The organism is Streptomyces sp. NPDC048197, from assembly GCF_043202395.1.
Classification (GTDB): Bacteria; Actinomycetota; Actinomycetes; order Streptomycetales; family Streptomycetaceae; genus Streptomyces; species Streptomyces siderophoricus.
This window is the reverse complement of record NZ_JBIDAJ010000026.1, coordinates 30546-50974: the sequence shown is the minus strand read 5'-3', so window position 1 is coordinate 50974 and position 20429 is coordinate 30546. Positions and strand designations below refer to the sequence as shown.

Genomic DNA, 20429 nt, shown 5'->3' with positions numbered 1-20429 from the left:
ACGAACACCGTGCACGCGCTGCACGCCACGAGCACCCTGCACGCCGCCCCCGCCGCCGTGGCCGTCGCGGCGACCTTCGTCTGGCTGGGAATGGTCCTCGCCATCTCCTTCCTGGAGGCGCCCCTGAAGTTCCGCGCCCCCGACGTGACCATCCGCATCGGCCTCGGCATCGGCCGCCTGGTCTTCCGGGCCCTGAACCGGGTCGAGGCGGTGCTGGCCGTCGTCGTGGTCACCACGGTCGCCCTCGGCCGTCCCCCGGCCTCCGTGGTGCTCCCGGCGGCCGTCGCCGTCCTTGTCCTGGCCACCCAGCTCACGGCGATCCGCCCGGCCCTGAACCGCCGCTCCGACCGGGTGCTGGCCGGCGAGGAACTCCCGCGCTCCCGCGCCCACTTGCTCTACGCCGTAGCCGAGTCGCTCAAGGCACTCGCCCTGCTGGCCCTGGGCATCGCGACACTGACGGCCTGAGCGCTTACGGCCTGAGCGCCCGTACCGGGGGAGGTGCGACCCGTGGGCTCGCGCCTCGCACCGGCGGCCCCAGCTCCTACGCGTCGGCCGTACAACCCCGGGCCGCTCAAGTGGTCCCCTCCGTACCGCGGTTGCCGGACTGCGCACCGCGGCAGCCGGCCAGGGCCTCGTGCCCGTTCCGAACCGGAGACCCACCCACCCATGAGACCCCATTCGATCGGAGAAGCGGCCTTCCCCGGGACGCGCACCGAGCGGAACGCGTGGTTCCTCAAAGGCGGTGCGAAGCCCGCGTCCGGCAAGGTGCTGAAGGTCAACTCCGCGGACTTCCACGTCGGGGACGGTCTGATCGCCGACTTCGACAAGGACGGCCACGGCGACATCGCCATCGGAAATCCGGACGACGCGAACGGCCGGGGCGCGGTGACCGTCTGGCGCGGCGGCGCACAGGGCCCCACGACCGCCGCCCGGATCACCCAGGCCACCGCAGGAATCCCCGGTACCCCCGAGCCGGAGGACTGTTTCGGCGCCTCGCTCTCCGCGGGCGATATCGATCACGACGGCTACGCCGACCCTGTTCGTGACCAGCACCGGTGGCGCGCTCCGCCTGCCCGGCAGCGCGGCGGGCCTCACGACCGCGGGGGTCACCTCCGTCGACCCCGACTTGGTCGACGGCTCCCTCCAGTAGGCCGACGGGCCGGGGCGCACGTCAGCCCGCTGCGGCGGCCGGGCTGCCGATCTCGTCGAGGTGGGCCTCGACCCAGTGCCGTACGGCCGCCAGCGGCTGGGCGACGCTGCGTCCCAGGTCGGTCAGCGCGTACTCGACGTGCAGCGGTACGGCGGGGATGACGGTCCGGTCGACGAAGCCGCCGGTCTCCAGCCGCCGCAGGGTCTGCGTCAGCACCTTCGGGCTGACGCCTTGGAGCCGGCGCTGCAGGGCCCCGAAACGCTGCGGTCCCTCCTCCATGGCGCCGATCGCGAGCGCCGTCCACTTGTTGGACAGCAGATCGAACACCTCACGTCCCGGGCAGAGCGCCGCGTAGACGTCGTGTTCGTCATGGCTCCCGGTCCTGCACGTCGTCGTCATCCCCTGCCACCTCTCCACCACCTCGATACTTCCCCTTGGATAGTAACCGCCCTTGCTGGTTACTACTCCCTCCGGGGTAGCTTCCGGGACGCGCGGTGAGGTGCGGTCCACCAGACCTCCCCGTCACCGTCGCCACCACCCGTTGTCCCGCCCCAGTACCCAGGAGCCACCCCATGACCACCCCCTCCACCACCATGCTTGCCGTCGTCCAGGACGCCTTCGGCGGTCCCGAGGTGCTGCGCGTCGCGCAGACCGCGCGGCCGGTGCCGTTGCCGACCGAGGTACTGGTGCGGGTGCACGCCGCCGGGGTCAACCCGGTCGACTGGAAGACCCGGGCCGTGGGCGGGCTCGGCGTGCTCGGTGACCCGCCGTTCACCCTGGGCTGGGACGTCTCCGGCGTGGTGGAGGAGGTCGGCTTCGGCGTCCACACGCTCAAGGTGGGCGACGAGGTCTTCGGCATGCCCTGGTTCCCCCGGGCCGCCTCGGCCTACGCCGAGTACGTGACCGCGCCGGCCCGGCAGTTCGTCCGCAAGCCCGCGGTCCTGAGCCACGAGGCGGCGGCTGCGGTTCCGCTGGCCGCGCTCACCGCCTGGCAGATCCTGGTCGACGCCGCGGACGTCCGGCCGGGCCGGCGGGTGCTGATCCACGCCGCGGCCGGCGGGGTGGGTCATTTCGCCGTGCAGATCGCCCGGCACCTGGGCGCCCATGTCATCGGGACGGCGCGTGCGGGCAAGCACGAGTGGCTGCGGGAGCTGGGCGCCGACGAGCTGATCGACTACACCGCCGTCCGCTTCGAGGACGTGGTGAAGGACGTCGACGTGGTGGTCGACCTCGTCGGTGACGCGGTGGACGCGACGGGCACCCGTTCCCTCGACGTCCTGGCCCCGGGCGGTCTGCTGGTCGTCGTGCCGTCGGACGTGGCGCCGGAACTCGCCGCCCAGGCCGAGGACCGCGGCCTGCGCACGACCCCCTTCCTCGTCGAGCCCGACGGCGCGGCGCTCGCCCAGGTCGCCCGGCTGATCTCGGACGGCGCCCTCTCCGTCGAGGTCGCCGACGTCTTCCCGCTGGAACGGGCCGCCGACGCCCACCGCCTCGGCGAGACCGGGCGGACCCGCGGGAAGATCGTCCTCAAGGTCACCGACTGAGCACCGTCCTCGCGCGAGCCGGCGCACTTCTCCGCCGAGGAGGCACCTCGACGTCCACACCGAGGCGGGACGGCGGGCTGAGGAACACCGCCGAAACGAAACTTGCGTGGCACGCATATTTGCGTGCCACGCAAGTTTTGCTACCGTCTTCTGTCATGGGGTTGCGAGAGCAGAAGAAGGCCGAGACGCGTGCGGCGCTCAGCTGGGCGGCGGTCCGGCTGACCGTCGAGCGCGGTTTCGGCAACGTCAAGGTGGAGGACATCGCCGAGGCTGCCGGCGTCTCCCCGCGCACGTTCAACAACTACTTCTCCAGCAAGGGAGAAGCGATCGTCGCCCGCCACCTCGACCGGATCCTCCGCATCGCGGAAGCGCTGCGTGCGGGGCCGGGGGAGCCGCTCTGGGAGGCGCTCACCCGCTCGGTGCTGGCCCAGTTCGGGCCGGACGCCGAGACGGCCGCGCATCCCGTCGCCGACGCGGCCCGGTGGACGGCCGGCGTGCGCATGATGGTCTCCGAACCGGCCCTGCAGGGCGAGATGTTGCGGGCCGGCGCCCTCGCCGAGGCCGAGATCGCCGCGGCCGTCGCCGACCGTACCGGTACCGATCTGCGGCAGGACCTGTACCCGCACCTCGTCGCGTCCGCAGTCGTCGCCGCGATCAACACCGCCACCGCGCACCACCTCCGCACCGATCCGCCGGTGCCGGTGAGCCGTCTGCTCGCGGACGCCCTCACCCGGGTCGCGACGGGTCTGTCGGCCCCGTAGGCGTCCACCCCGAGGAATCCACCCGTAGGCAACACTTCCTCCCGGACCGGAAGCCCGGCGGCGGCCGGGCCGACGGCCCCTGCCCGGAAACGGAAACCCACTCATGATCGACGTCGTCATCGCGGGCGCCGGCCCCAACGGCCTGATGCTCGCCTGCGAGCTCGCCCTGGCCGGCGTGCGCCCGCTCGTCCTGGAACGCCTCGCCGAACCGACCTCCGAGCAGCGCGCGAACGGCCTGGTCGGTCAGGTCGTCCGCATGCTCGACCGGCGCGGCCTGTACGAGCGGCTGACCGCGCCCGGTGCCCCTGCCACCCCCCGGCCGGCACCCGGCTACGTCTTCGGTGCGTTCCCGCTCGACCTGACCGGTTTGCCGGACAACCCGCTCCACACCTTGCAGGTGCCACAGCGCCGAATTGAGCAGATGCTCGCTGAGCGCGCGGCCGAACTGGGCGTGGAGATCCGCCGCGGCCATGAGGTCATCGGCCTGACGCAGGGCGAGCGGTCGGTGGTGATCGAGCTGCGCGGGCGCAAGCCGGTCGAGGCGGCGTTCCTGGTCGGCGCCGACGGCGGGCACAGCGTGGTCCGCAAGCTCACCGGGATCGACTTCCCGGGCGTGACCAGGGACGACTCGGTGTCGCGCACCGGACATGTCAGCGTGCCCCGGGAGCTGGTCGGGGCCGATGGTGAGCTGGTCGTACCCGGCTTCGGCACCGTGCCGCCGTTCCGGCACCTGCGGACCGAAGGCGGTCTGATCGCCTGGGCGCCGTTCCCCGGCGGCGATCCGCTGCTCAGCACGGTGGAATGGGGGCAGCCGGCCGAGGGTGAGGCCTCGCTCGACGCGCTTCGGGCCAGCGTCTCCCGGGTGCTCGGCGCGGACCTGCCGCTCGGCCCGCCGAACGGGCCGGGACCACACTCGATGAGGCTGCTGTCCGGCGGCAACACCCGGATCGCGTCGCGCTACCGAGCGGGCCGGACATTCCTGCTCGGCGACGCCGCGCACGTGCACTCGGCGATCGGCGGCCCGGGGCTCAACCTGGGCCTGCAGGACGCGGTGAACCTCGGGTGGAAGCTGGCCGCGGCCGTGCGCGGCCACGCGCCGGAGGGACTGCTGGACACCTACGAGGCGGAACGGTCCCCGGCCGCCCGGCGGGTCGCCATGCACACCCAGGCGCAGTCGCTGCTGACCCGGCCGGGCGGCGAAGTGACGGCGTTGCGGGAACTCTTCGGCGAGTTGCTCGCCCAGCCGGCGACGCGGCAGCACCTCGCGGATCTGCTGTCCGGCGCGGACCTCAGCTACGACATGGGGCCGGCGACCGGAGCGCTCGTCGGCCGCTGGGCACCGGACCTGCCGGGCCTGCGCGAACTGACCCGCACCGGCCGGCCGCTCCTCCTGGACCCGACGGGGACCCTCGACGCAGGCCCCTGGGCCCCGCACGTCGACACCGTGACCGTCCCCGGACTCGACACCGCCCTGCTGCTCCGGCCCGACTGCTACGTCGCCTGGCAGGGCACCACGGGCGACGGCCTGCACGAGGCGCTGGGCACCTGGTTCACGGCGGCTTGAGCGGAACGGCCCGTAAGGCGCCCGAGGTGGCCGAGGCGCCCGAGGTGGCCGTCCGCCCGCGCCGCCGCCCCGGCCCCTGGCGCGTCAGGTGAGGTTCAGCCCGCCGTCGAGCAGGATGACCTCGCCGGTGAGGTAGCTGTTGGCGAGCACCGAGGCCACCAGGTCGGCCACGTCGGAGGGTTGGGCCGGGCGGCGCATCGGCGCGCGGTCCCGCCAGATTTCGTGCGCATGTGCCCAGTCCTTCGTCATGGGCGTGTCCACCAGCCCCGGAGCCACCGCGTTGACCCGTACGTCGGGCGCGAGCGCGGCCGCGAGCAACCGGGTCACGTGGTTCAGCGCGGCCTTGCTCGCCGCGTACGGCACCGAGGAGCCCTTGGGGCGGACCCCGGCGTGGCTGGTGACGTTCACGATGCTGCCGCCCGCCGGGGCTTCGCGCAGGGCCGGCAGCGCCGCCGTGCACAGCACCCAGGGCGCGATCAGGTTGGCCTCCAGCAGCTGCCGCCAGTCCGCCGGAGTGGCCGCGGCCAGGTCATCGTGCGGGATCGGCCAGCTGATGCCCGCGTTGTTCACCAGCACGTCCAGCCGCCCGTACCGGTCGAGCGCCGCCTCGGCCAGCCCGCGGGCCTCGTCCTCCACCGCCAGATCGGCCCGTACGTACGCCCCGCCGAGCTCCGCCGCCAGTTCCTCGCCCGCCTCCGCGCTGTTCCGCGAGTGCACGACGACCCGCATGCCGTCCGCCGCCAGCCGCCGTGCGACGGCTTCGCCGATCCCCGAGGTGGACCCCGTGACCAGGGCAACGGGCCGATCCGATGGTTCAAGCGTCATGATCGGGAATCCTCCCACGGCCAGGCGGGCGAGAGGGTGCGGGGGCGCGGGGACGCGGAGTGCGGGGTGTCCGAAACTGTTCGGTCAGAAAGATAATGACGCCGCCAAACATTGCAAAGTGCAATGAAAGCCTTCGCCAGCTCTCGCTAAATGCCCCGGTATGTTCTATTTGCTCGTTGATCCCCGGCGGGATGCTGGGCGAGCAAACGAGGGCGATCCGCCTCCACCTGAGGTGGTGCTCCATCGCGTTCACAAGAGAGTGGTGGGCTGTGGTGCGAGGCAGGGCGAGGGCGGACGCGGAGCGTGCGGCGGCCGAAGCGGCCGAACGGCTCCTCAAGGCGGGCCAGTTGCTGCGGAGGGCGCCGACGACCCCCGATCTGCGGGCCGTGTACCGCACGGACCAGTCGGTCAACGACAGTGCGTACCGCGAGCGGTGGGCCCACGACAAGGTGGTCCGCTCCACCCACGGCGTCAACTGCACCGGCTCATGCTCCTGGAAGGTCTACGTCAAGGACGGGCTGATCACCTGGGAGACCCAGGAGACGGACTATCCGTCGGTCGGCCCCGACCGGCCGGAGTACGAGCCGCGGGGCTGCCCGCGCGGTGCCTCGTTCTCCTGGTACACCTACTCGCCCACCCGGGTGCGCCACCCGATGGCGCGGGGCGTGCTCGTGGAGCTGTTCCGGGCGGCGAAGGCGCGGCTCGGCGGTGACCCGGTGGCCGCCTGGGCGGAGATCACCTCGGACCCGGAGAAGCGGCGGCGGTACCAGTCGGCGCGCGGGCAGGGCGGTCTGGTGCGCATCGGCTGGGACGAGGCCCTGGAGATCGCGGCCGCCGCACAGGTGCACACCCTCAAGGAGTACGGCCCCGACCGCATCGCCGGGTTCTCGCCGATCCCCGCCATGTCGATGGCCTCCCACGCCGTCGGCGCGCGCTACCACTCCCTCATCGGCGCGCCCATGCTCTCCTTCTACGACTGGTACGCCGACCTGCCGATCGCCTCGCCGCAGGTCTTCGGCGACCAGACCGATGTCCCCGAGTCGGGGGACTGGTGGGACGCGGCGTATCTGATGCTGTGGGGCTCCAACGTGCCGGTGACGCGCACGCCGGACGCGCACTGGATGGCCGAGGCGCGCTACCGCGGCCAGAAGGTCGTGGTGGTCTCGCCCGACTACGCGGACGCGACGAAGTTCGCCGACGAGTGGCTGCACCCGCATCCGGGCACCGACGGCGCCCTGGCCATGGCGATGGGCCATGTGGTGCTCACGGAGTTCTTCGTCCAGCGTCAGGTCCCGTACTTCACCGACTACGTGAAGCGCTTCACCGATCTGCCGTTCCTCGTGGCACTGGAGGAGCGCGGCGCCGGCCGGTACGTGCCGGGCAAGTTCGTCACCGCCGCCGATCTGGGACTCGCCCCGCACGCGGAGGAGGAGGCGCGGCAGTGGATGCCGGTGCTGGTCGACGCGGACACCGAGGACGTGGTCGTACCGAACGGGACGATGGGGGACCGGTGGACCAAGGGCGGGGAGGGCGCCTGGAACCTGGACCTGGGCGGGGTCGATCCACTGCTGTCCTTCCACGGGCACGAGGACGCCCACGGCGGTGGCTCGGGCGTCGGGGTGACGCTTCCCCGGTTCGACGAGCCGGGCCGCACGGTGACCCGTGGCGTCCCGGTCCGCGAGATCGGCGGGCGGCTGGTGACCACCGTCTTCGACCTGCTGCTCGCCCAGTACGCGGTGCCCCGCCGCGGCCTGACGGGTGAGTGGCCCAGCGGCTACGACGACGCGGCGCAGCCCGGCACCCCGGCCTGGCAGGAGGAGATCACCTCGGTGCCGGCCGCCGCGGCGGTCCGGGTGGCACGGGAGTTCGCCCGCACCGCGGAACGGAGCCGGGGCCGCGCCATGATCGTGATGGGCGCGGGCACCAACCACTGGTTCCACTCCGACACCATCTACCGGACGTTCCTGTCGCTGCTGATCCTCACCGGCTGCCAGGGCGTCAACGGCGGCGGCTGGGCGCACTACGTCGGCCAGGAGAAGGTGCGGCCGTACGCGGGCTGGCAGCAGCTGTCCTCCGCGGCGGACTGGGTGCGGCCCTCGCGCCAGATGGCGGGCACGCCGTACTGGTACCTCCACACCGGCCAGTGGCGTTACGAGTCGTACGCCGCCGACGCGCTGGCCTCGCCCACCGGCCGCGGTACCTTCGCCGGGCAGCACACCGCCGACCTCGTGGCACGGTCCGCCCGGCTCGGCTGGATGCCGTCGTACCCCACGTTCTCCGCCAACCCGCTCGACCTCGGGCGGCGGGTGCGCGAGAGCGGCCAGGAACCGGGCGACTGGGTGGCGGACCGGCTCGCCGCGGGTGAACTGGACTTCGCCTGCGAGGATCCGGACGCGGCACCCAACTGGCCGCGGGTGCTGACGGTGTGGCGGGCCAACCTCATCGGCTCGTCCGCCAAGGGCAACGAGTACTTCCTGCGGCATCTGCTCGGCGCGCGGGACAGTGCCGGCGCCGAGGAGGCGCCGCCGGAGAGCCGCCCCCGAACGGTCACCTGGCGTGCGGACGCCCCGCACGGCAAGCTCGACCTGCTGCTCTCCCTCGACTTCCGGATGACCTCCACCACGCTCTTCTCCGACCTCGTGCTGCCGGCCGCGACCTGGTACGAGAAACACGACCTGTCCAGCACCGACATGCACCCCTACGTGCACGCCTTCAGCCCCGCCATCAACCCGCCCTGGCAGGCCCGCACCGACTTCGAGATCTTCCACGGCCTGGCCCGCAAGCTCAGCGAGCTGGCCGCCGGCCGCCTCGACGTGGCGTACGACCTGGTGGCCACCGCCCTGCAGCACGACACCAAGGACGAGACCGCCCAGCCCGGTGGGCGGGTCACCGACTGGCGCGACGGACCGGAGCGGCCCGAACCGGGCCGCAACCACCCGAAGATGACGCTGGTGGAGCGCGACTACACCGCGGTCGCCGACCGGATGGCCACGTTCGGACCGCTGGCCGAGGAACACGGCATGACGGTCAAGGGGGTGACCGTCATGCCGGGCCCGGAGGCGGGCTGGCTGGCCGCGCGGTGCGGCACGGCCACCTCGGGGCCGGCCCGCGGACGGCCGCTGCTCGACACCGACGTCAAACTGTGCGAGGCGATCCTCGCGCTGTCCGGCACCACCAACGGACGCCTCGCGGCCGAGGGGTTCGACCGGCTCGCCGACCGGGTCGGCCCCGGCGCCGGGCTCGCGGAGCTGTCGGCGTCGGTGGCCGAGCGCCGGGTGGTGTTCAGCGACACCCAGCAGCGGCCGGTGCAGGTCGGCGCCAGCTTCGAATGGTCCGGCAAGGAGGCCCCGGACCGCCGGTACGCGCCCTTCACCATCAACACCGAGCACCACAAGCCCTGGCACACCCTCACCGGCCGGCAGCACTTCTACCTCGACCACGACTGGATGGCCGAGCTGGGCGAGCAACTGCCCGTCTACCGGCCGCCGTTGAACATGGCCGAGCTCGGCGAGAGCGGCCCGGCCGGGCGCCCGGGCGCGGACCGCGCGGTGACCGTCCGCTATCTCACCCCGCACTCGAAGTGGTCCATCCACTCCGAGTACCAGGAGAACCTGCTGATGCAGACGCTGGCCCGCGGCGGCCCGGTGATCTGGATGAGCCCCGCCGACGCGGAGGCGATCGGGGCCGCCGACAACGACTGGGTGGAAGCGGTCAACACCAACGGCGTGGTGGTGGCCCGCGCGGTGGTCTCGCACCGCATGCCGACGGGCACGGTGTTCATGTACCACGTACAGGAACGCCTGGTGAACGTGCCCAGGTCGGAGGCGACCGGGCGGCGCGGCGGTGTGCACAACTCCCTGACCAAGCTGCTCATCAAGCCGACCCATCTCATCGGCGGATACGGCCAGTTGTCGTTCGCCCCCAACTACTACGGCCCGACCGGCAACCAGCGCGACGCCGTGACGACGATCCGCCGCCGCGCCCAGGACGTGGAGTACTGACATGAAGCAGAACAAGGCCGGGCGCCCGCGCAAAACCCCCGGGCCCGGCCGCCCACGGGTCATGGCGCAGGTGGCCATGGTCATGAACCTCGACAAGTGCATCGGCTGCCACACCTGCTCGGTCACCTGCAAACAGACCTGGACCAACCGCACCGGCACCGAGTACGTCTGGTTCAACAACGTCGAGACCCGCCCCGGCCAGGGCTACCCCCGCGGCCACGAGGACCAGGACAGGTGGAAGGGCGGCTGGCAGCTCAAGCACGGCCGGCTGGTCCCGCGCACCGGCGGCCGCGCCCGCCGCCTGGCCCGGCTCTTCGCCAACCCCGAACTGCCCACCCTCGACGACTACTACCAGCCCTGGACGTACGACTACGAGAACCTGACCACCGCCCCGCTCGGCGACGACCTCCCCACCGCCCCGCCCCGCTCCCTCATCGACGGCCGCCCCACCGCGGTCACCTGGGGCCCCAACTGGGACGACGACCTGGGCGGCGGCCCCGACCAGCTGGCCGCCGACCCGGTCCTGCGCCGGATGAACGAGAAGGTCCGGCTGGAGTACGAGCAGGCGTTCATGTTCTACCTGCCGCGCATCTGCGAGCACTGCCTCAACCCGTCCTGCGTCGCCGTCTGCCCCTCCGGCGCGATGTACAAGCGGATCGAGGACGGCATCGTCCTGGTCGACCAGGACCGCTGCCGGGGCTGGCGGATGTGTGTGAGCGGCTGCCCGTACAAGAAGGTCTACTTCAACCACTCCACCGGCAAGGCCGAGAAGTGCACCTTCTGCTATCCACGGGTCGAGGCCGGTGAGCCCACCGTCTGCTCGGAGACCTGCGTGGGGCGGCTGCGCTACCTGGGCGTCATGCTGTACGACCCGGACAAGGTCGGCGAGGCGGCCTCCGCCGAGAACGAGCAGGACCTCTACGAGGCGCAGCTCGGCTGCTTCCTCGACCCGGACGACCCCGAAGTGGTCCGGGCCGCCGGGGAGTCGGGCATCCCGCACGACTGGGTCGAGGCCGCCCGCCGCTCCCCGGTCCGCGCGCTGATCAGCCGCTTCCGGGTGGCCCTGCCGTTGCACCCGGAGTACCGGACGATGCCGATGGTCTGGTACGTCCCGCCGCTGTCACCGGTGGTGGACGCACTGACCGCCACCGGCCACGACGGCGAGGACCCGGCCGGCCTGTTCGGCGCGATCGACTCCCTGCGCATCCCCGTCGCGTACCTCGCCGAACTGTTCACCGCCGGCGACCCGGCCCCGGTGGAGGCCGCGCTGTGCCGGCTCGCGGCGATGCGCGCGCACATGCGGCGGGTCAACCTCGGCGACGAACAGGACCCGGGCATCGCGGCCGCGGTGGGCCTCGACGAGCAGGGCATCCTGGACCTCTACCGGCTGCTCGCCCTGGCCAAGTACGAAGAGCGGTACGTGATCCCGACCAGCTACACCGCCGGCGCCCCGCACGACGGGAGCGCGGACGGGTGCAGCCTGGACGGGGCCGGCGGCCCGGGGATGATGCCGGGCCGGGACGCCGACGCCTTCCACGCCGCACCCGCCGTGGGGCCGGCCGGCCCCGGCACCGGACTGCACGGCCGCGTCAACCTGCTCAACTGGGACGGAAGGGGACGGCCCGCCGGGCTCTTCCCCCGCGTGACGGAGCCGCGACGGTGACCCGCCCCGTCGGCCCCGTCGGCCCCCTCGTCCACCAGGCTGCCTCCCTGCTCCTCGGCTACCCGGACCACGACTGGCCGCAGCGGCTGCGCACGGTCCACTCCGCGGTACGCCAACTCCCGGGCACCGAGGTGGAGTTGCTGCTCGGCTTCTGCACACGGATGGCGGGCGCCGACCCCCTGGACCTCGCCGCCCGGTACGTCGCCACCTTCGACCGCAGCCGGCGGCGCTGTCTCTACCTCACGTACTACACCGACGGCGACACCCGCCGCCGCGGCTCCTCCCTGGCCCGCCTCAAGTCCCTCTACCGGCAGCACGGCTGGGTGCCGCCGGAGGAGGAGCTGCCCGACTTCCTGCCCGTCGTCCTGGAGTTCGCCGCCCGCAGCCCGGCGGCGGGCGTCCCGCTGCTGACCGGGTACCGGGCCGCTCTTGAGGTGCTGCGCTTCGCCCTGATCGCCCACCGCAGCCCGTACGCCGACCTCCTCCAGGCCGTCTGCCTCGGCCTTCCAGGCACGTCGCCGGCCAGCCGCGAGGAGGCCCTCCGGCTCGCCCGTACCGGGCCGCCGACCGAGACCGTGGGCCTGGATCCGTTCCCCGCCCAGCCGCAACCGAGCGACCGAGGAGCCCGCAGATGACGCATCTGCACATCGCGCTGTGGGGCGTCCTGCCCTATCTCACGCTGGTCCTGCTCGTCGCGGGGGTGACCTGGCGCTACCACTACGACCGGTTCGGCTTCACCACCCGCTCCAGCCAGCTGCACGAGAGCAGGCTGCTGAAGATCGGCGGCCCGCTGTTCCACTACGGCCTGCTGTTCGTCATCGCCGGACACATCGCGGGGCTGCTGGTACCGGAGTCGCTGACCGACCGGCTGCACATCAGCGAGCACCTGTACCACGAGAACGCCCTGTTGGTGGGCGGAGCCGCGGGCCTGGCCACCGCGCTGGGCCTGGCCGTCCTCCTCTACCGCCGGCTGCGCGTCCCCGCCGTACGGGCCGCGACCAGCCGCAGCGACCGGGCCGTCTACCCGCTGCTCACGGCGGTGCTGCTCGCGGGCCTGACCGCAACGGCCTCCGGGGTGGCCGCCCATTCGTACGACTACCGCCTCGGCGTCTCGATCTGGTTCCGCAGCCTGTTCGCCCTGGACCCCGAGGTCTCCGCCATGGCCCGTGCGCCGCTCGTCTACCAGGTGCACGCGCTGCTGGCGATGGCGCTGTTCGCGCTGTGGCCGTTCAGCCGTCTCGTGCACGCCTTCACCGCGCCGGTCGGCTACCTCGTCCGCCCCTACGTCGTCTACCGCTCCCGCACACCGGCCGCGCCGTACCGCCATCCGGCGGTCGGCGCGGCGCGCGGGATCAGCAGCCGGCGGCGTCGCTGAGCGCCCCGGCGGAGGCCGCCGGGGCCGGCTTGCGCTGCTGCGGCACCCGCCGGAAGGGGGTGAGGACGCGTTCGGCGTGCTGTTCCTCGTGCAGGTCCACCCGGCGCGCTTCGAGCAGATGACGCAGGCTCAGGATCCCCTCGACGCGGTCCGGCGCGCTGCGGGGAGTGACGACGACGCGGGTGACCTGGTGGGCCGCCATGCGGTTGGCGATGGTCCGCAGGGTCTCGTCCGGATGGGCGGTGATCGCGGGACGGGCGAGACCGCCCAGCTCCCGCTCGTCGTCCGGAGCGCCGTGCAGCAGTTCCGCGCGGGTGACGACCCCCGCCAGGCCTCCCGCGCCGTCCAGGACGGGGTAGAGCCGCTGGGCGAGGACGCCGTCGGCGTCCCGGGCCTGATGCGCCTCGCGCAGCCGGGCCCCGGCCTCGCCGGCGGTCTGGTCCGTACGGAAGGTGAGGGTGACGGGGGTTTCCAGCTGGCGTACGAGGTGGACCTCCAAGGGGTCCACGGAGTACTCGCGGGTGAGGTGGAGGCCGCGGCGGGCGATCTTCTCGGTGAGCACGGACCGCTTGAGGACGATCACCGACAGCAGATACGCCGAGGACGCGGTGATCACCATCGGGAGGAGGGCGTGCAGCTCATGGGTCAGTTCCACGCAGAACACGATGCCGGTCAGCGGCGAGCGCATGACCCCGCCCAGCACGCCCGCCAGTGACACCAGGGCCCAGAAGCCGGGGCTGACGGAGGGGAAGACGAGCCCCTCGGCGGCCCCGAGCGCGCCGCCGATCATGAACATCGGGGCGAGGACGCCGCCGGAGGTGCCCGAGCCCAGGGAGAGCCCCCAGATCAGCGTCTTGACGACGAGGATGCCGAGGATCAGCCCCACGGTGGCGCGGCCGGTGAGCAGCTGGTCGATGACGTCGTAGCCGACGCCCAGCGCGCGCGGCTCCACCAGGCCGCCGAGTCCGATGACCGCGCCGCCGAAGGCGGGCCACCACATCCAGTGCAGCGGCAACTTGGCGAACAGGTCCTCGGAGAAGTAGACGAGCCACGTCGCCAGAAGGGCGAGGAGCCCGGCGGCGAGCCCGGCGACGACACACAGCCCGTAGACGGAGACCGGCAGTTCGGTGGGGACGTGGGCGCCGCCGAAGAGCGGCTCGGTGCCCAGGAGCGGTCCGCGTACGAGGGTGGCGGTGACCGCGCCGACCGCGACCGGCAGGTAGGAGCGGGGCCGCCACTCGAAGAGCAGCAGCTCGACGGCGAGCAGGATGGCGGCGAGCGGGGAGTTGAAGGTGGCCGCCATGCCCGCGGCGGAACCGGCCACCAGGAGGGTCTTGCGTTCGTCGGTGGTGACGCGGAGGAACTGGGCGAGGATCGAGCCGACCGCGCCACCGGTCATGATGATCGGCCCTTCGGCGCCGAACGGGCCGCCGGAGCCGATGGATATCGCGGACGAGACCGGCTTGAGGACCGCGACGCGCGGCTGGACCCGGCTGCCTCCGACGAGGATCGACTCGATGGCCTCGGGCATGCCGTGGCCGCGGATCTTCTCCGACCCGAACCTGGCCATCAGCCCGATGACCAGCCCGCCCAGCACCGGCATGCAGAGGATGAGCCACCAGTGCGCGGTGGAGCCCGGGGTGGCCCCGCCGAAGGAGAAGCGGCCGTGGAAGCACAGGTTGGTGAACAGGGCGATCAGTTTGAGCAGCCCCACGGCGACGAGCGCGGCGACCGCCCCGACAGGCACGGCCAGGCCGGTGATCACCGCGACCCGGGGCAGGACGTGGAAGTCGCCGAGCTCCGCGATCTTCTCGCCGGAGGGGCGGCCGGGCCTCTTCGCTCCTGTCGTCGTCTGATTCCGGGCGGCGTCGGGCCGGGCCACGGGGTACCTCCGCTTCGTCTGGCTGAAAAGGAACAGGCCACTGTCAGCGGACCCCGCGAACCGGCCCCCGGCTGTCAGGGGGGCCGGGCGTGGTCACACAGCGGCAAGGGCGGGCGTCATTGCCCTGGGAAAGAGAACGGGCGGGGGCCCCGGTGCCGATACCGGTGCCGGATCAGTCGCGGTGCGATCCGCTCCGCTCTCTGGTCATCGGCGCGCACTGGTGGTGCTAGTCGATGGAACGGCGGACGGCGGCACGCGCCTCACGCCCGGTGGACCGGCCCTGCCGCGCCGCACAGGATCGGTCATCGCACTCACCGTAACATTGCACAGTGCAATAATAAATATGACGGCGATAACGGCTTGATGAACCGGCCTGGTGGGAAGGGCGGCGGACCGCCGTACTGCCTGCCCGCCCCCTCCTCGACGTGGTGATGTCACGAATCGCCGGCCCGCGCTCGTCCCTCGTGCGACAGCTGTTCCCGCGCTTCCCCCGGCTACGAAACGAGGTATCCGTCGTGATCCACCCGTGGTGGCTCTTGGCCGGCCTGGCCGCCGTCCAGCTCGGCGACGCCGCACTGTGTGTCGGGCCCGTCGCATTCGTCCGGGCCTGCCTGGAAGACGTCGGCTTTTCGCGCCGGTACTGGCGACTGCTGCCCGTGCTGAAGACCGCCTCGGCGGCCGGCCTGATCGTCGGCATCCGGTTCCTGCCGCTGGCCGTTCTCACCACCGCGTCGCTGGTGGCCTACTTCCTCGTTGCCATCTCCTTGCACGTACGCGCCAAGGACTACGGGCGCAACCTCTTCCTCAACGCCACCGGCATGCTCGTCCTGTGCACGTCCGCACTGGTCGTCGCGCTCCAGGCGGTGTGAGCCCCCCGGCCCACGGCACGGGCGCGGAGGGCTCGCCGGGGGACGTGTTCGGCCGCCGCGGCCCCGGACCGGGCGCCGCGGTGTTCCTCACGGACGCAACGTCCCCCACCACAGCGCCCACGGCACGAACAGCACCGCTGTCGCCATCAGCGTCGCCCGCGCCACCCCGGGACGGGCGGGCGGCCGCGAACGCACCGCTGTGCGGGGCCCTTTCCACCGGCGCCAGGCCGCCACCCCGGTCAGCGCGACCACGGTGACGCTCAGTGCCTGCGCCACCAGCCATCCCAGCGGACGTCCCGCCACCACCGGTCCCGCCGCACCCCCGTCGCCCACCGCATACACCGCAAGTGGGCACAGCACCGCGGCGGTTACCGCAACGAGGCCCAGCCCGGCCAGCCAACGCCGCAGGGCCGCCCCCCGGGCCGGGCCGGGCCGCGGGCGCCGCGCGATCCGTCGTAGCGCCCCGCTCACCGGGTAGGCGGCGAATCCCAGGAGCAGCAGTACGGGAGGCAGCCAGGCGTACCGGGCGCCGGCTGCGGGGGCACTGGCCACCGGCTGTGGCGGGGTGGGGGCGGTGCTGGACCGGGGAGGGTGACCGGAGGCCACCGCAGCCACCCAGGAGGTGAGGGTGTGGACGTAGCCCGGGGCCAGCGCCCCCAACCGCTTGCCCTGATAGAGCGGTCCGGCGATCCGGTCGAAGCCGTCCGAGGTGCGGTGGCCGTTGTGCGCGGCGCCCCGGAGGAAGCGGACGACGACATGCCGGTTGCCCGCCCCGGCCAGGGTGCGCCGAAATATCTGCGCGCTCTCCCGCGGCGGCACCTGCCGGTCGTGATCGCCCCACAGAGCCAGCACCGGCGTGTGGTGCAGCCGCCTCAACGCCGGCAACGGATCGAAGTCTCCCTCGGGGAACAGCCCGGTGGCGGCGACGAGTTGGGCCGCGGGCCCCTCCAGGGTGGGCAGGAAGGAGCCGGTGATGCCGCGATGCCGCAGATGGGTGGTGAGGTTCCAGGTCTGGGTGCGCAGGGGCGAGTGGCCCGGCCCGCCGATGGTGATCACGAAGCCGACGTCGGAGGAGCGCGCGGCGGCCGGCGGGGCGACCCAGCCCCCCTCGCTGAATCCCCACAGACCGACGTGGTGCGGATCCACCCCCGGCCGGCCACGCAGCAGCCGCACCCCTGCCACGGCGTCCGACACCAGCAGGCCGAAGTCGCGGTCCATCCTGGAGTAGCCCACCGTGCGCTTGTCGTACACCAGTGTCGTGATCCCCGCGCGGGCGAAGGCCTCGGCCTCCTGCCGGTACTCCTCGCGAGGCCCCGGCCCCGCCCCGCCGACCAGCACGATCCCGGGCCGGGCGGGCGCCCCCTGAGCCGTGGCCGCGCTCAGCACCGTTCCGTGCAGAACGAGCCCGTCACCGCCCCGGAAGGAAACCTCCTGGCGGACCAGGCCCGCGCCGCCGTGGACGCGTCCGTGCGAGGGGTGCCCCTCGGCCCGGGCGGCACCCGCGGGCACCAATACGGCGGCAAGGGCAACCGCCCACACCACGGCCACCCGCGGATACCGGGATCGTGGGAACAAGAGCCTCACGCCGTGCCGTCCCCTTCACCGATCTCGGGAAACCCGAGCAGACGGACCAGGACGGCGCGCGCCCCGGGAGCCGCTTCCTCCTGCGTGGGGGAGTACCGGTGGAGCAACGCGATGTACTCCTCGAAGAACTCCCGGAGTTGCGCCGGATCGAGTCGCAGCGTGGCACGGGAGAAGACCGCCGCATCCGCCCACGGGCCGAGGGTGTCACGCGCCGCCTCGAACTGCCGGGCAGTGTCGAGCAGTTCGGCGAGGTTCAGCCGGTGCATCTGCGTCAGCGCCTCGCGCATCTGCGGCGTCTGCCGGCTGTACGGCGGGAACCGGCGGTCCCCGGGGACCGCCCGCCACCACCGCTCCCGCCCCTTCGCCAGCTCGGGCGCCTCCTCGATGAACCCGTGCTTGGCCATCTGGCGCAGGTGATAGCTGGTCAGCCCGGTGCTCTCGCCCAGTTCGCGCGCGAGGGTGGTGGAGTTGGCGGGGCCCTTGCGCAGGCACTGCTCGATCTTCTGCCGCATGGGGTGCGCGAGCACCCGGAGGGCCTCCACGTCGCTGATTTCCTGAGGTTCGGGTGGCACAACGGCAGCCTAGAAGTTGCAAAGTGCCCTTGCAAGCCAGATTTGCAACTCTGCCTGCCGAGCTGGGACCCCGAACCCACGCAGGTGGCCACCCTCCGGACCGATCGTCGGGCCGGTACGAGCAGCCCTCCCGGCCTCAGCGCGCGATCTCGCCGGGGTGGTACGAGGGTGGTAGTGATGGACACACCGGTGACGACGTTCAGCGAGAGTCCGGACGACCCGTTCGCGGTGCGTCGCTCGGCCTCTGCGGTGCTGGACGACACGGGGCGGGTCGTCGGCTGGAGCGAGCGTGCCGAGGCGCTGCTCGGCCACTCGCCCGAGGAGGTGCTGGGACGGGCGGCCCGCGACCTGCTGCTCGACCCCCGCGATGAAGACGTCGTCATGGCGGCGGTGGCGGCCTGCGTGAGTGCCGGCGGTTGGTTCGGGGTCATCCCGGTGCGGAACCGGGGTGGTGAACGGGTCGAGGTGGGCTGCCGGGCCCGGGCGGTGGTGCGGCCGGGCTCCCGCGTCGAGTGGTTCCTCGCGAGTGCGCCCGCGGAGCAGGTGATCCAGTGGGAGACGGACCGGTCGGTCCTGGACGGGATGTTCCGCCGCTCCCCGATCGGTCTCGCCGTCCTCGCCCCCGACCTGAGCCTGCTACGGGTGAACCGGGCGATCGCGCGGTTCGGCGGCCTCCCGGCCGAGTACTACCGGGGGATGCGCACCGGAGACTTCGTCGTCGACCGGGACACGGCCCTGGTGGAGTCGGGGCTGCGGCGGGTGCTCGAAACGGGCCAGCCACTGATCTTCACCGAGCAGCCCTGCCATCTGCGGCACGACCCCCACACGGAGATGTTCGTCTCCGTCTCGGCCTTCCGGATGCAGGATGCGTCCGGGCGCATCCTTGGTGTCACCGAGCTCGTCGAGGACGTCACGGACCGCTACCGGGCGCGCCGGAGACTGGCGCTGCTCAATGAGGCGGGCGCCCGCATCGGCACCACCCTCGACGTGGAGGCCACGGCGCGTGAGCTGGCCGAGGTGGCGGTCCCCGACCTCGCGGACTGTGCTTCCGTGGATCTGCTCGAACCGGTGACCCGCGGTGAGGAGCCGGACCAGGAGCCGTCGGCCGCCCTGCGCAGGACGGCCGTGCGGAGCGTCTCGCCGGAGACGCCGCCGGTGATGTTCCCGGTGGGCCACACCCTGCACTTCCCCCCGGAGGCACCGCAGGCCAGATGCCTGGCCGAGCGACGTCCCGTCCTCGAACCGGTCCTGGAATTCTCCCCCGCCTGGTCGACCCTGGACCCGGCCAGGGTCGAGCGGGTCCGCGAACTGGGCGTCCACTCACTCATCGTGGTGCCGTTGGTCGCCCGCGGCCTCGTACTGGGCGTGGTGAGCCTGTGGCGGTGGCGCCGGCCCGAGCCGTTCGAGGAGGACGACCTGACGCTGGCCGAGGAGTTCGCCGCCCGCGCCGCCGTGTCCATCGACAACGCCCGGCGCTACACCCAGCAGCAACACGCCGCGGTCGCGCTGCAACGCAGCCTGCTCCCGCGCGCGGTGCCCGAGCACCACGCGGTCGAGATCGCCCGTCGGTACCGGCCGGCCGACACCACCGCCGGCGTCGGTGGCGACTGGTTCGACGTCATCCCGCTCTCCGGACTCCGGGTCGCCCTCGTCGTCGGCGATGTGGTCGGCCACGGCATCCACGCCGCGGCCACCATGGGCCGGCTGCGCACCGCGGTCCACACCCTCGCCAACCTCGACCTGCCACCGGACGAGGTCCTCTCCCATCTGGACGACCTCGTGGACCGGCTGGCCGCCGAGCAGGAGGCGACCGACGAGAACTCCCCGCAGATCGTCGGCGCGACCTGCCTGTACGCGGTCTACGACCCGGTCCACGGGCGCTGCGCCCTCGCCCGCGCCGGCCACCCGCCGCCCGCCGCCCGCCGTGGTGACCCCGGACGGACGGGTGGACTTCCCCGATCTGCCGGCCGGCCCGCCGCTCGGCCTGGGCGGCCTGCCCTTCGAAGCCACCGAATGGGACCTGCCCGAGGGCTCCCTCCTCGTCCTCTACACCGATGGACTCCTGGCGGCCTGGCGCCGCGATCTCGACGAGGGCCTGGCTCTCTTCCGCGAGGCGCTGAGCGATCCCGCCCGGTCACTGGACGAGACCTGCAAGGCGGTGGAGGACGCGCTGCTCCCCGAGAGTCCCCGCGACGACATCGCGTTGCTCGCAGCGCGCACCCGTTGCCTGGCCGAACACCAGGTGGCCACCTGGGAGTTGCCGGCCGAACCGACCGCGGCCGCCGAGGCCCGCAAGCTCGCGGCCGCCCAGCTCCACGACTGGGGCCTGGAGGACCTGGCCCTCACCACCGAGCTGATCGTCAGCGAGCTGATCACCAATGCCTACCGCTACAGCAGCGGCCCGGCCACCCTCCGGCTCATCCGGGACCACCACCTCATCTGCGAGGTCTCGGACACCAGCAGCACCTCGCCCCACCTGCGCCACGCCGCCACCACCGACGAAGGCGGCCGCGGCCTCTTCCTGATCGCCCAACTCACCGCCCGCTGGGGCACCCGCTACGTACGCAACGGCAAAACCATCTGGGCGGAACAGCCGGTGGAGTCGGCGCCCACGGGGGTGGGAAGTGCGTAGGACGGGC

At 72.7% G+C, this 20429-nt stretch carries 14 protein-coding genes and 2 pseudogenes; 11 read left to right on the top strand and 5 right to left on the bottom strand.

Annotation, left to right across the window (positions count from 1 at the left end; all coding sequences use genetic code 11):
* The first annotated feature begins 36 nt into the window (after nt 1-36).
* Nucleotides 37-465: a hypothetical protein gene (locus tag ACGF4C_RS28315; RefSeq protein ID WP_393569792.1), complete on the top strand. Its 429-nt coding sequence runs from the start codon at nt 37-39 to the stop codon at nt 463-465.
* Nucleotides 466-666: 201 nt separating this feature from the next.
* Nucleotides 667-1023, top strand: a pseudogene (locus ACGF4C_RS28310) (FG-GAP repeat protein); the annotation flags it as partial.
* A gap of 148 nt (nt 1024-1171) precedes the next feature.
* On the opposite strand, the gene ACGF4C_RS28305 reads toward ACGF4C_RS28310, so the two are convergent.
* Complete coding sequence (locus tag ACGF4C_RS28305; RefSeq protein ID WP_261954440.1) at nt 1172-1549, bottom strand: helix-turn-helix domain-containing protein; 378 nt, start codon at nt 1547-1549, stop codon at nt 1172-1174.
* Between the two features lie 173 nt (nt 1550-1722).
* On the opposite strand from ACGF4C_RS28305, the gene ACGF4C_RS28300 reads away from it, so the two are divergent.
* From ACGF4C_RS28300 to ACGF4C_RS28290, 3 genes are all read left to right on the top strand, one after another.
* Nucleotides 1723-2694, top strand: coding sequence for an NADP-dependent oxidoreductase (locus ACGF4C_RS28300; RefSeq protein WP_393569703.1), 972 nt, complete (start codon nt 1723-1725; stop codon nt 2692-2694).
* Between the two features lie 155 nt (nt 2695-2849).
* A complete protein-coding gene (locus ACGF4C_RS28295; protein ID WP_393569701.1) occupies nt 2850-3455 on the top strand; it encodes a TetR family transcriptional regulator in 606 nt (201 codons plus the stop codon).
* A gap of 103 nt (nt 3456-3558) precedes the next feature.
* Nucleotides 3559-5019 carry an FAD-dependent monooxygenase gene (locus ACGF4C_RS28290; protein ID WP_393569699.1) on the top strand — a complete coding sequence of 487 codons (1461 nt, stop codon included), beginning with the start codon at nt 3559-3561 and terminating at the stop codon, nt 5017-5019.
* An 84-nt stretch (nt 5020-5103) separates the two neighbouring features.
* Here ACGF4C_RS28290 and ACGF4C_RS28285 read toward each other — a convergent pair whose 3' ends face one another.
* Nucleotides 5104-5844 carry an SDR family NAD(P)-dependent oxidoreductase gene (locus tag ACGF4C_RS28285; protein WP_393569697.1) on the bottom strand — a complete coding sequence of 247 codons (741 nt, stop codon included), beginning with the start codon at nt 5842-5844 and terminating at the stop codon, nt 5104-5106.
* Between the two features lie 191 nt (nt 5845-6035).
* Between ACGF4C_RS28285 and ACGF4C_RS28280 the strand changes: the two genes are divergently transcribed.
* Genes ACGF4C_RS28280 through narI form a run of 4 tightly spaced genes read left to right on the top strand, consistent with a single transcriptional unit; the run spans nt 6036 to nt 12883 of the window.
* Nucleotides 6036-9845 carry a nitrate reductase subunit alpha gene (locus tag ACGF4C_RS28280; RefSeq protein ID WP_393569695.1) on the top strand — a complete coding sequence of 1270 codons (3810 nt, stop codon included), beginning with the start codon at nt 6036-6038 and terminating at the stop codon, nt 9843-9845.
* A gap of 1 nt (nt 9846) precedes the next feature.
* Nucleotides 9847-11508, top strand: a complete 1662-nt coding sequence (gene narH / locus ACGF4C_RS28275) for a nitrate reductase subunit beta (RefSeq protein WP_393569693.1) — start codon at nt 9847-9849, stop codon at nt 11506-11508.
* Entirely contained in the window at nt 11505-12143 is a 639-nt protein-coding gene (gene narJ, locus ACGF4C_RS28270; RefSeq protein WP_393569691.1) for a nitrate reductase molybdenum cofactor assembly chaperone, read from the top strand. The genes narH and narJ overlap by 4 nt, the downstream gene beginning before the upstream one ends.
* Nucleotides 12140-12883 (top strand): respiratory nitrate reductase subunit gamma, encoded by a 744-nt coding sequence (gene narI / locus ACGF4C_RS28265; protein WP_393569689.1) that lies wholly within the window; start codon nt 12140-12142, stop codon nt 12881-12883. The genes narJ and narI overlap by 4 nt, the downstream gene beginning before the upstream one ends.
* Here narI and ACGF4C_RS28260 read toward each other — a convergent pair.
* Entirely contained in the window at nt 12861-14765 is a 1905-nt protein-coding gene (locus ACGF4C_RS28260; RefSeq protein ID WP_393569687.1) for a chloride channel protein, read from the bottom strand. The genes narI and ACGF4C_RS28260 overlap by 23 nt on opposite strands.
* Nucleotides 14766-15280: 515 nt before the next feature.
* Here ACGF4C_RS28260 and ACGF4C_RS28255 point away from each other — a divergent pair.
* Nucleotides 15281-15634 carry a DoxX family protein gene (locus ACGF4C_RS28255; protein WP_393569685.1) on the top strand — a complete coding sequence of 118 codons (354 nt, stop codon included), beginning with the start codon at nt 15281-15283 and terminating at the stop codon, nt 15632-15634.
* Nucleotides 15635-15721: 87 nt separating this feature from the next.
* Here ACGF4C_RS28255 and ACGF4C_RS28250 read toward each other — a convergent pair whose 3' ends face one another.
* A complete protein-coding gene (locus ACGF4C_RS28250) occupies nt 15722-17218 on the bottom strand; it encodes an alpha/beta hydrolase family protein (protein WP_393569683.1) in 1497 nt (498 codons plus the stop codon).
* Entirely contained in the window at nt 17215-17790 is a 576-nt protein-coding gene (locus tag ACGF4C_RS28245; protein ID WP_393569681.1) for a helix-turn-helix domain-containing protein, read from the bottom strand. Before ACGF4C_RS28245 ends, ACGF4C_RS28250 begins: the two co-directional genes overlap by 4 nt.
* 177 nt (nt 17791-17967) lie before the next feature.
* Here ACGF4C_RS28245 and ACGF4C_RS28240 point away from each other — a divergent pair.
* Nucleotides 17968-20422 (top strand): annotated as a pseudogene (locus ACGF4C_RS28240) (SpoIIE family protein phosphatase).
* Nucleotides 20423-20429: the final 7 nt, after the last annotated feature.

Excerpts from the sequence above, each read along its gene's own strand:
- ACGF4C_RS28305 (WP_261954440.1), bottom strand. The coding sequence starts at position 1,549 with ATGACGACGACGTGCAGGACCGGGAGCCATGACGAACACGACGTCTAC.
- ACGF4C_RS28300 (WP_393569703.1), top strand. The coding sequence starts at position 1,723 with ATGACCACCCCCTCCACCACCATGCTTGCCGTCGTCCAGGACGCCTTC.
- ACGF4C_RS28295 (WP_393569701.1), top strand. The coding sequence starts at position 2,850 with ATGGGGTTGCGAGAGCAGAAGAAGGCCGAGACGCGTGCGGCGCTCAGC.
- ACGF4C_RS28290 (WP_393569699.1), top strand. The coding sequence starts at position 3,559 with ATGATCGACGTCGTCATCGCGGGCGCCGGCCCCAACGGCCTGATGCTC.
- ACGF4C_RS28285 (WP_393569697.1), bottom strand. The coding sequence starts at position 5,844 with ATGACGCTTGAACCATCGGATCGGCCCGTTGCCCTGGTCACGGGGTCC.
- ACGF4C_RS28280 (WP_393569695.1), top strand. The coding sequence starts at position 6,036 with ATGCTGGGCGAGCAAACGAGGGCGATCCGCCTCCACCTGAGGTGGTGC.
- narH (WP_393569693.1), top strand. The coding sequence starts at position 9,847 with ATGAAGCAGAACAAGGCCGGGCGCCCGCGCAAAACCCCCGGGCCCGGC.
- narI (WP_393569689.1), top strand. The coding sequence starts at position 12,140 with ATGACGCATCTGCACATCGCGCTGTGGGGCGTCCTGCCCTATCTCACG.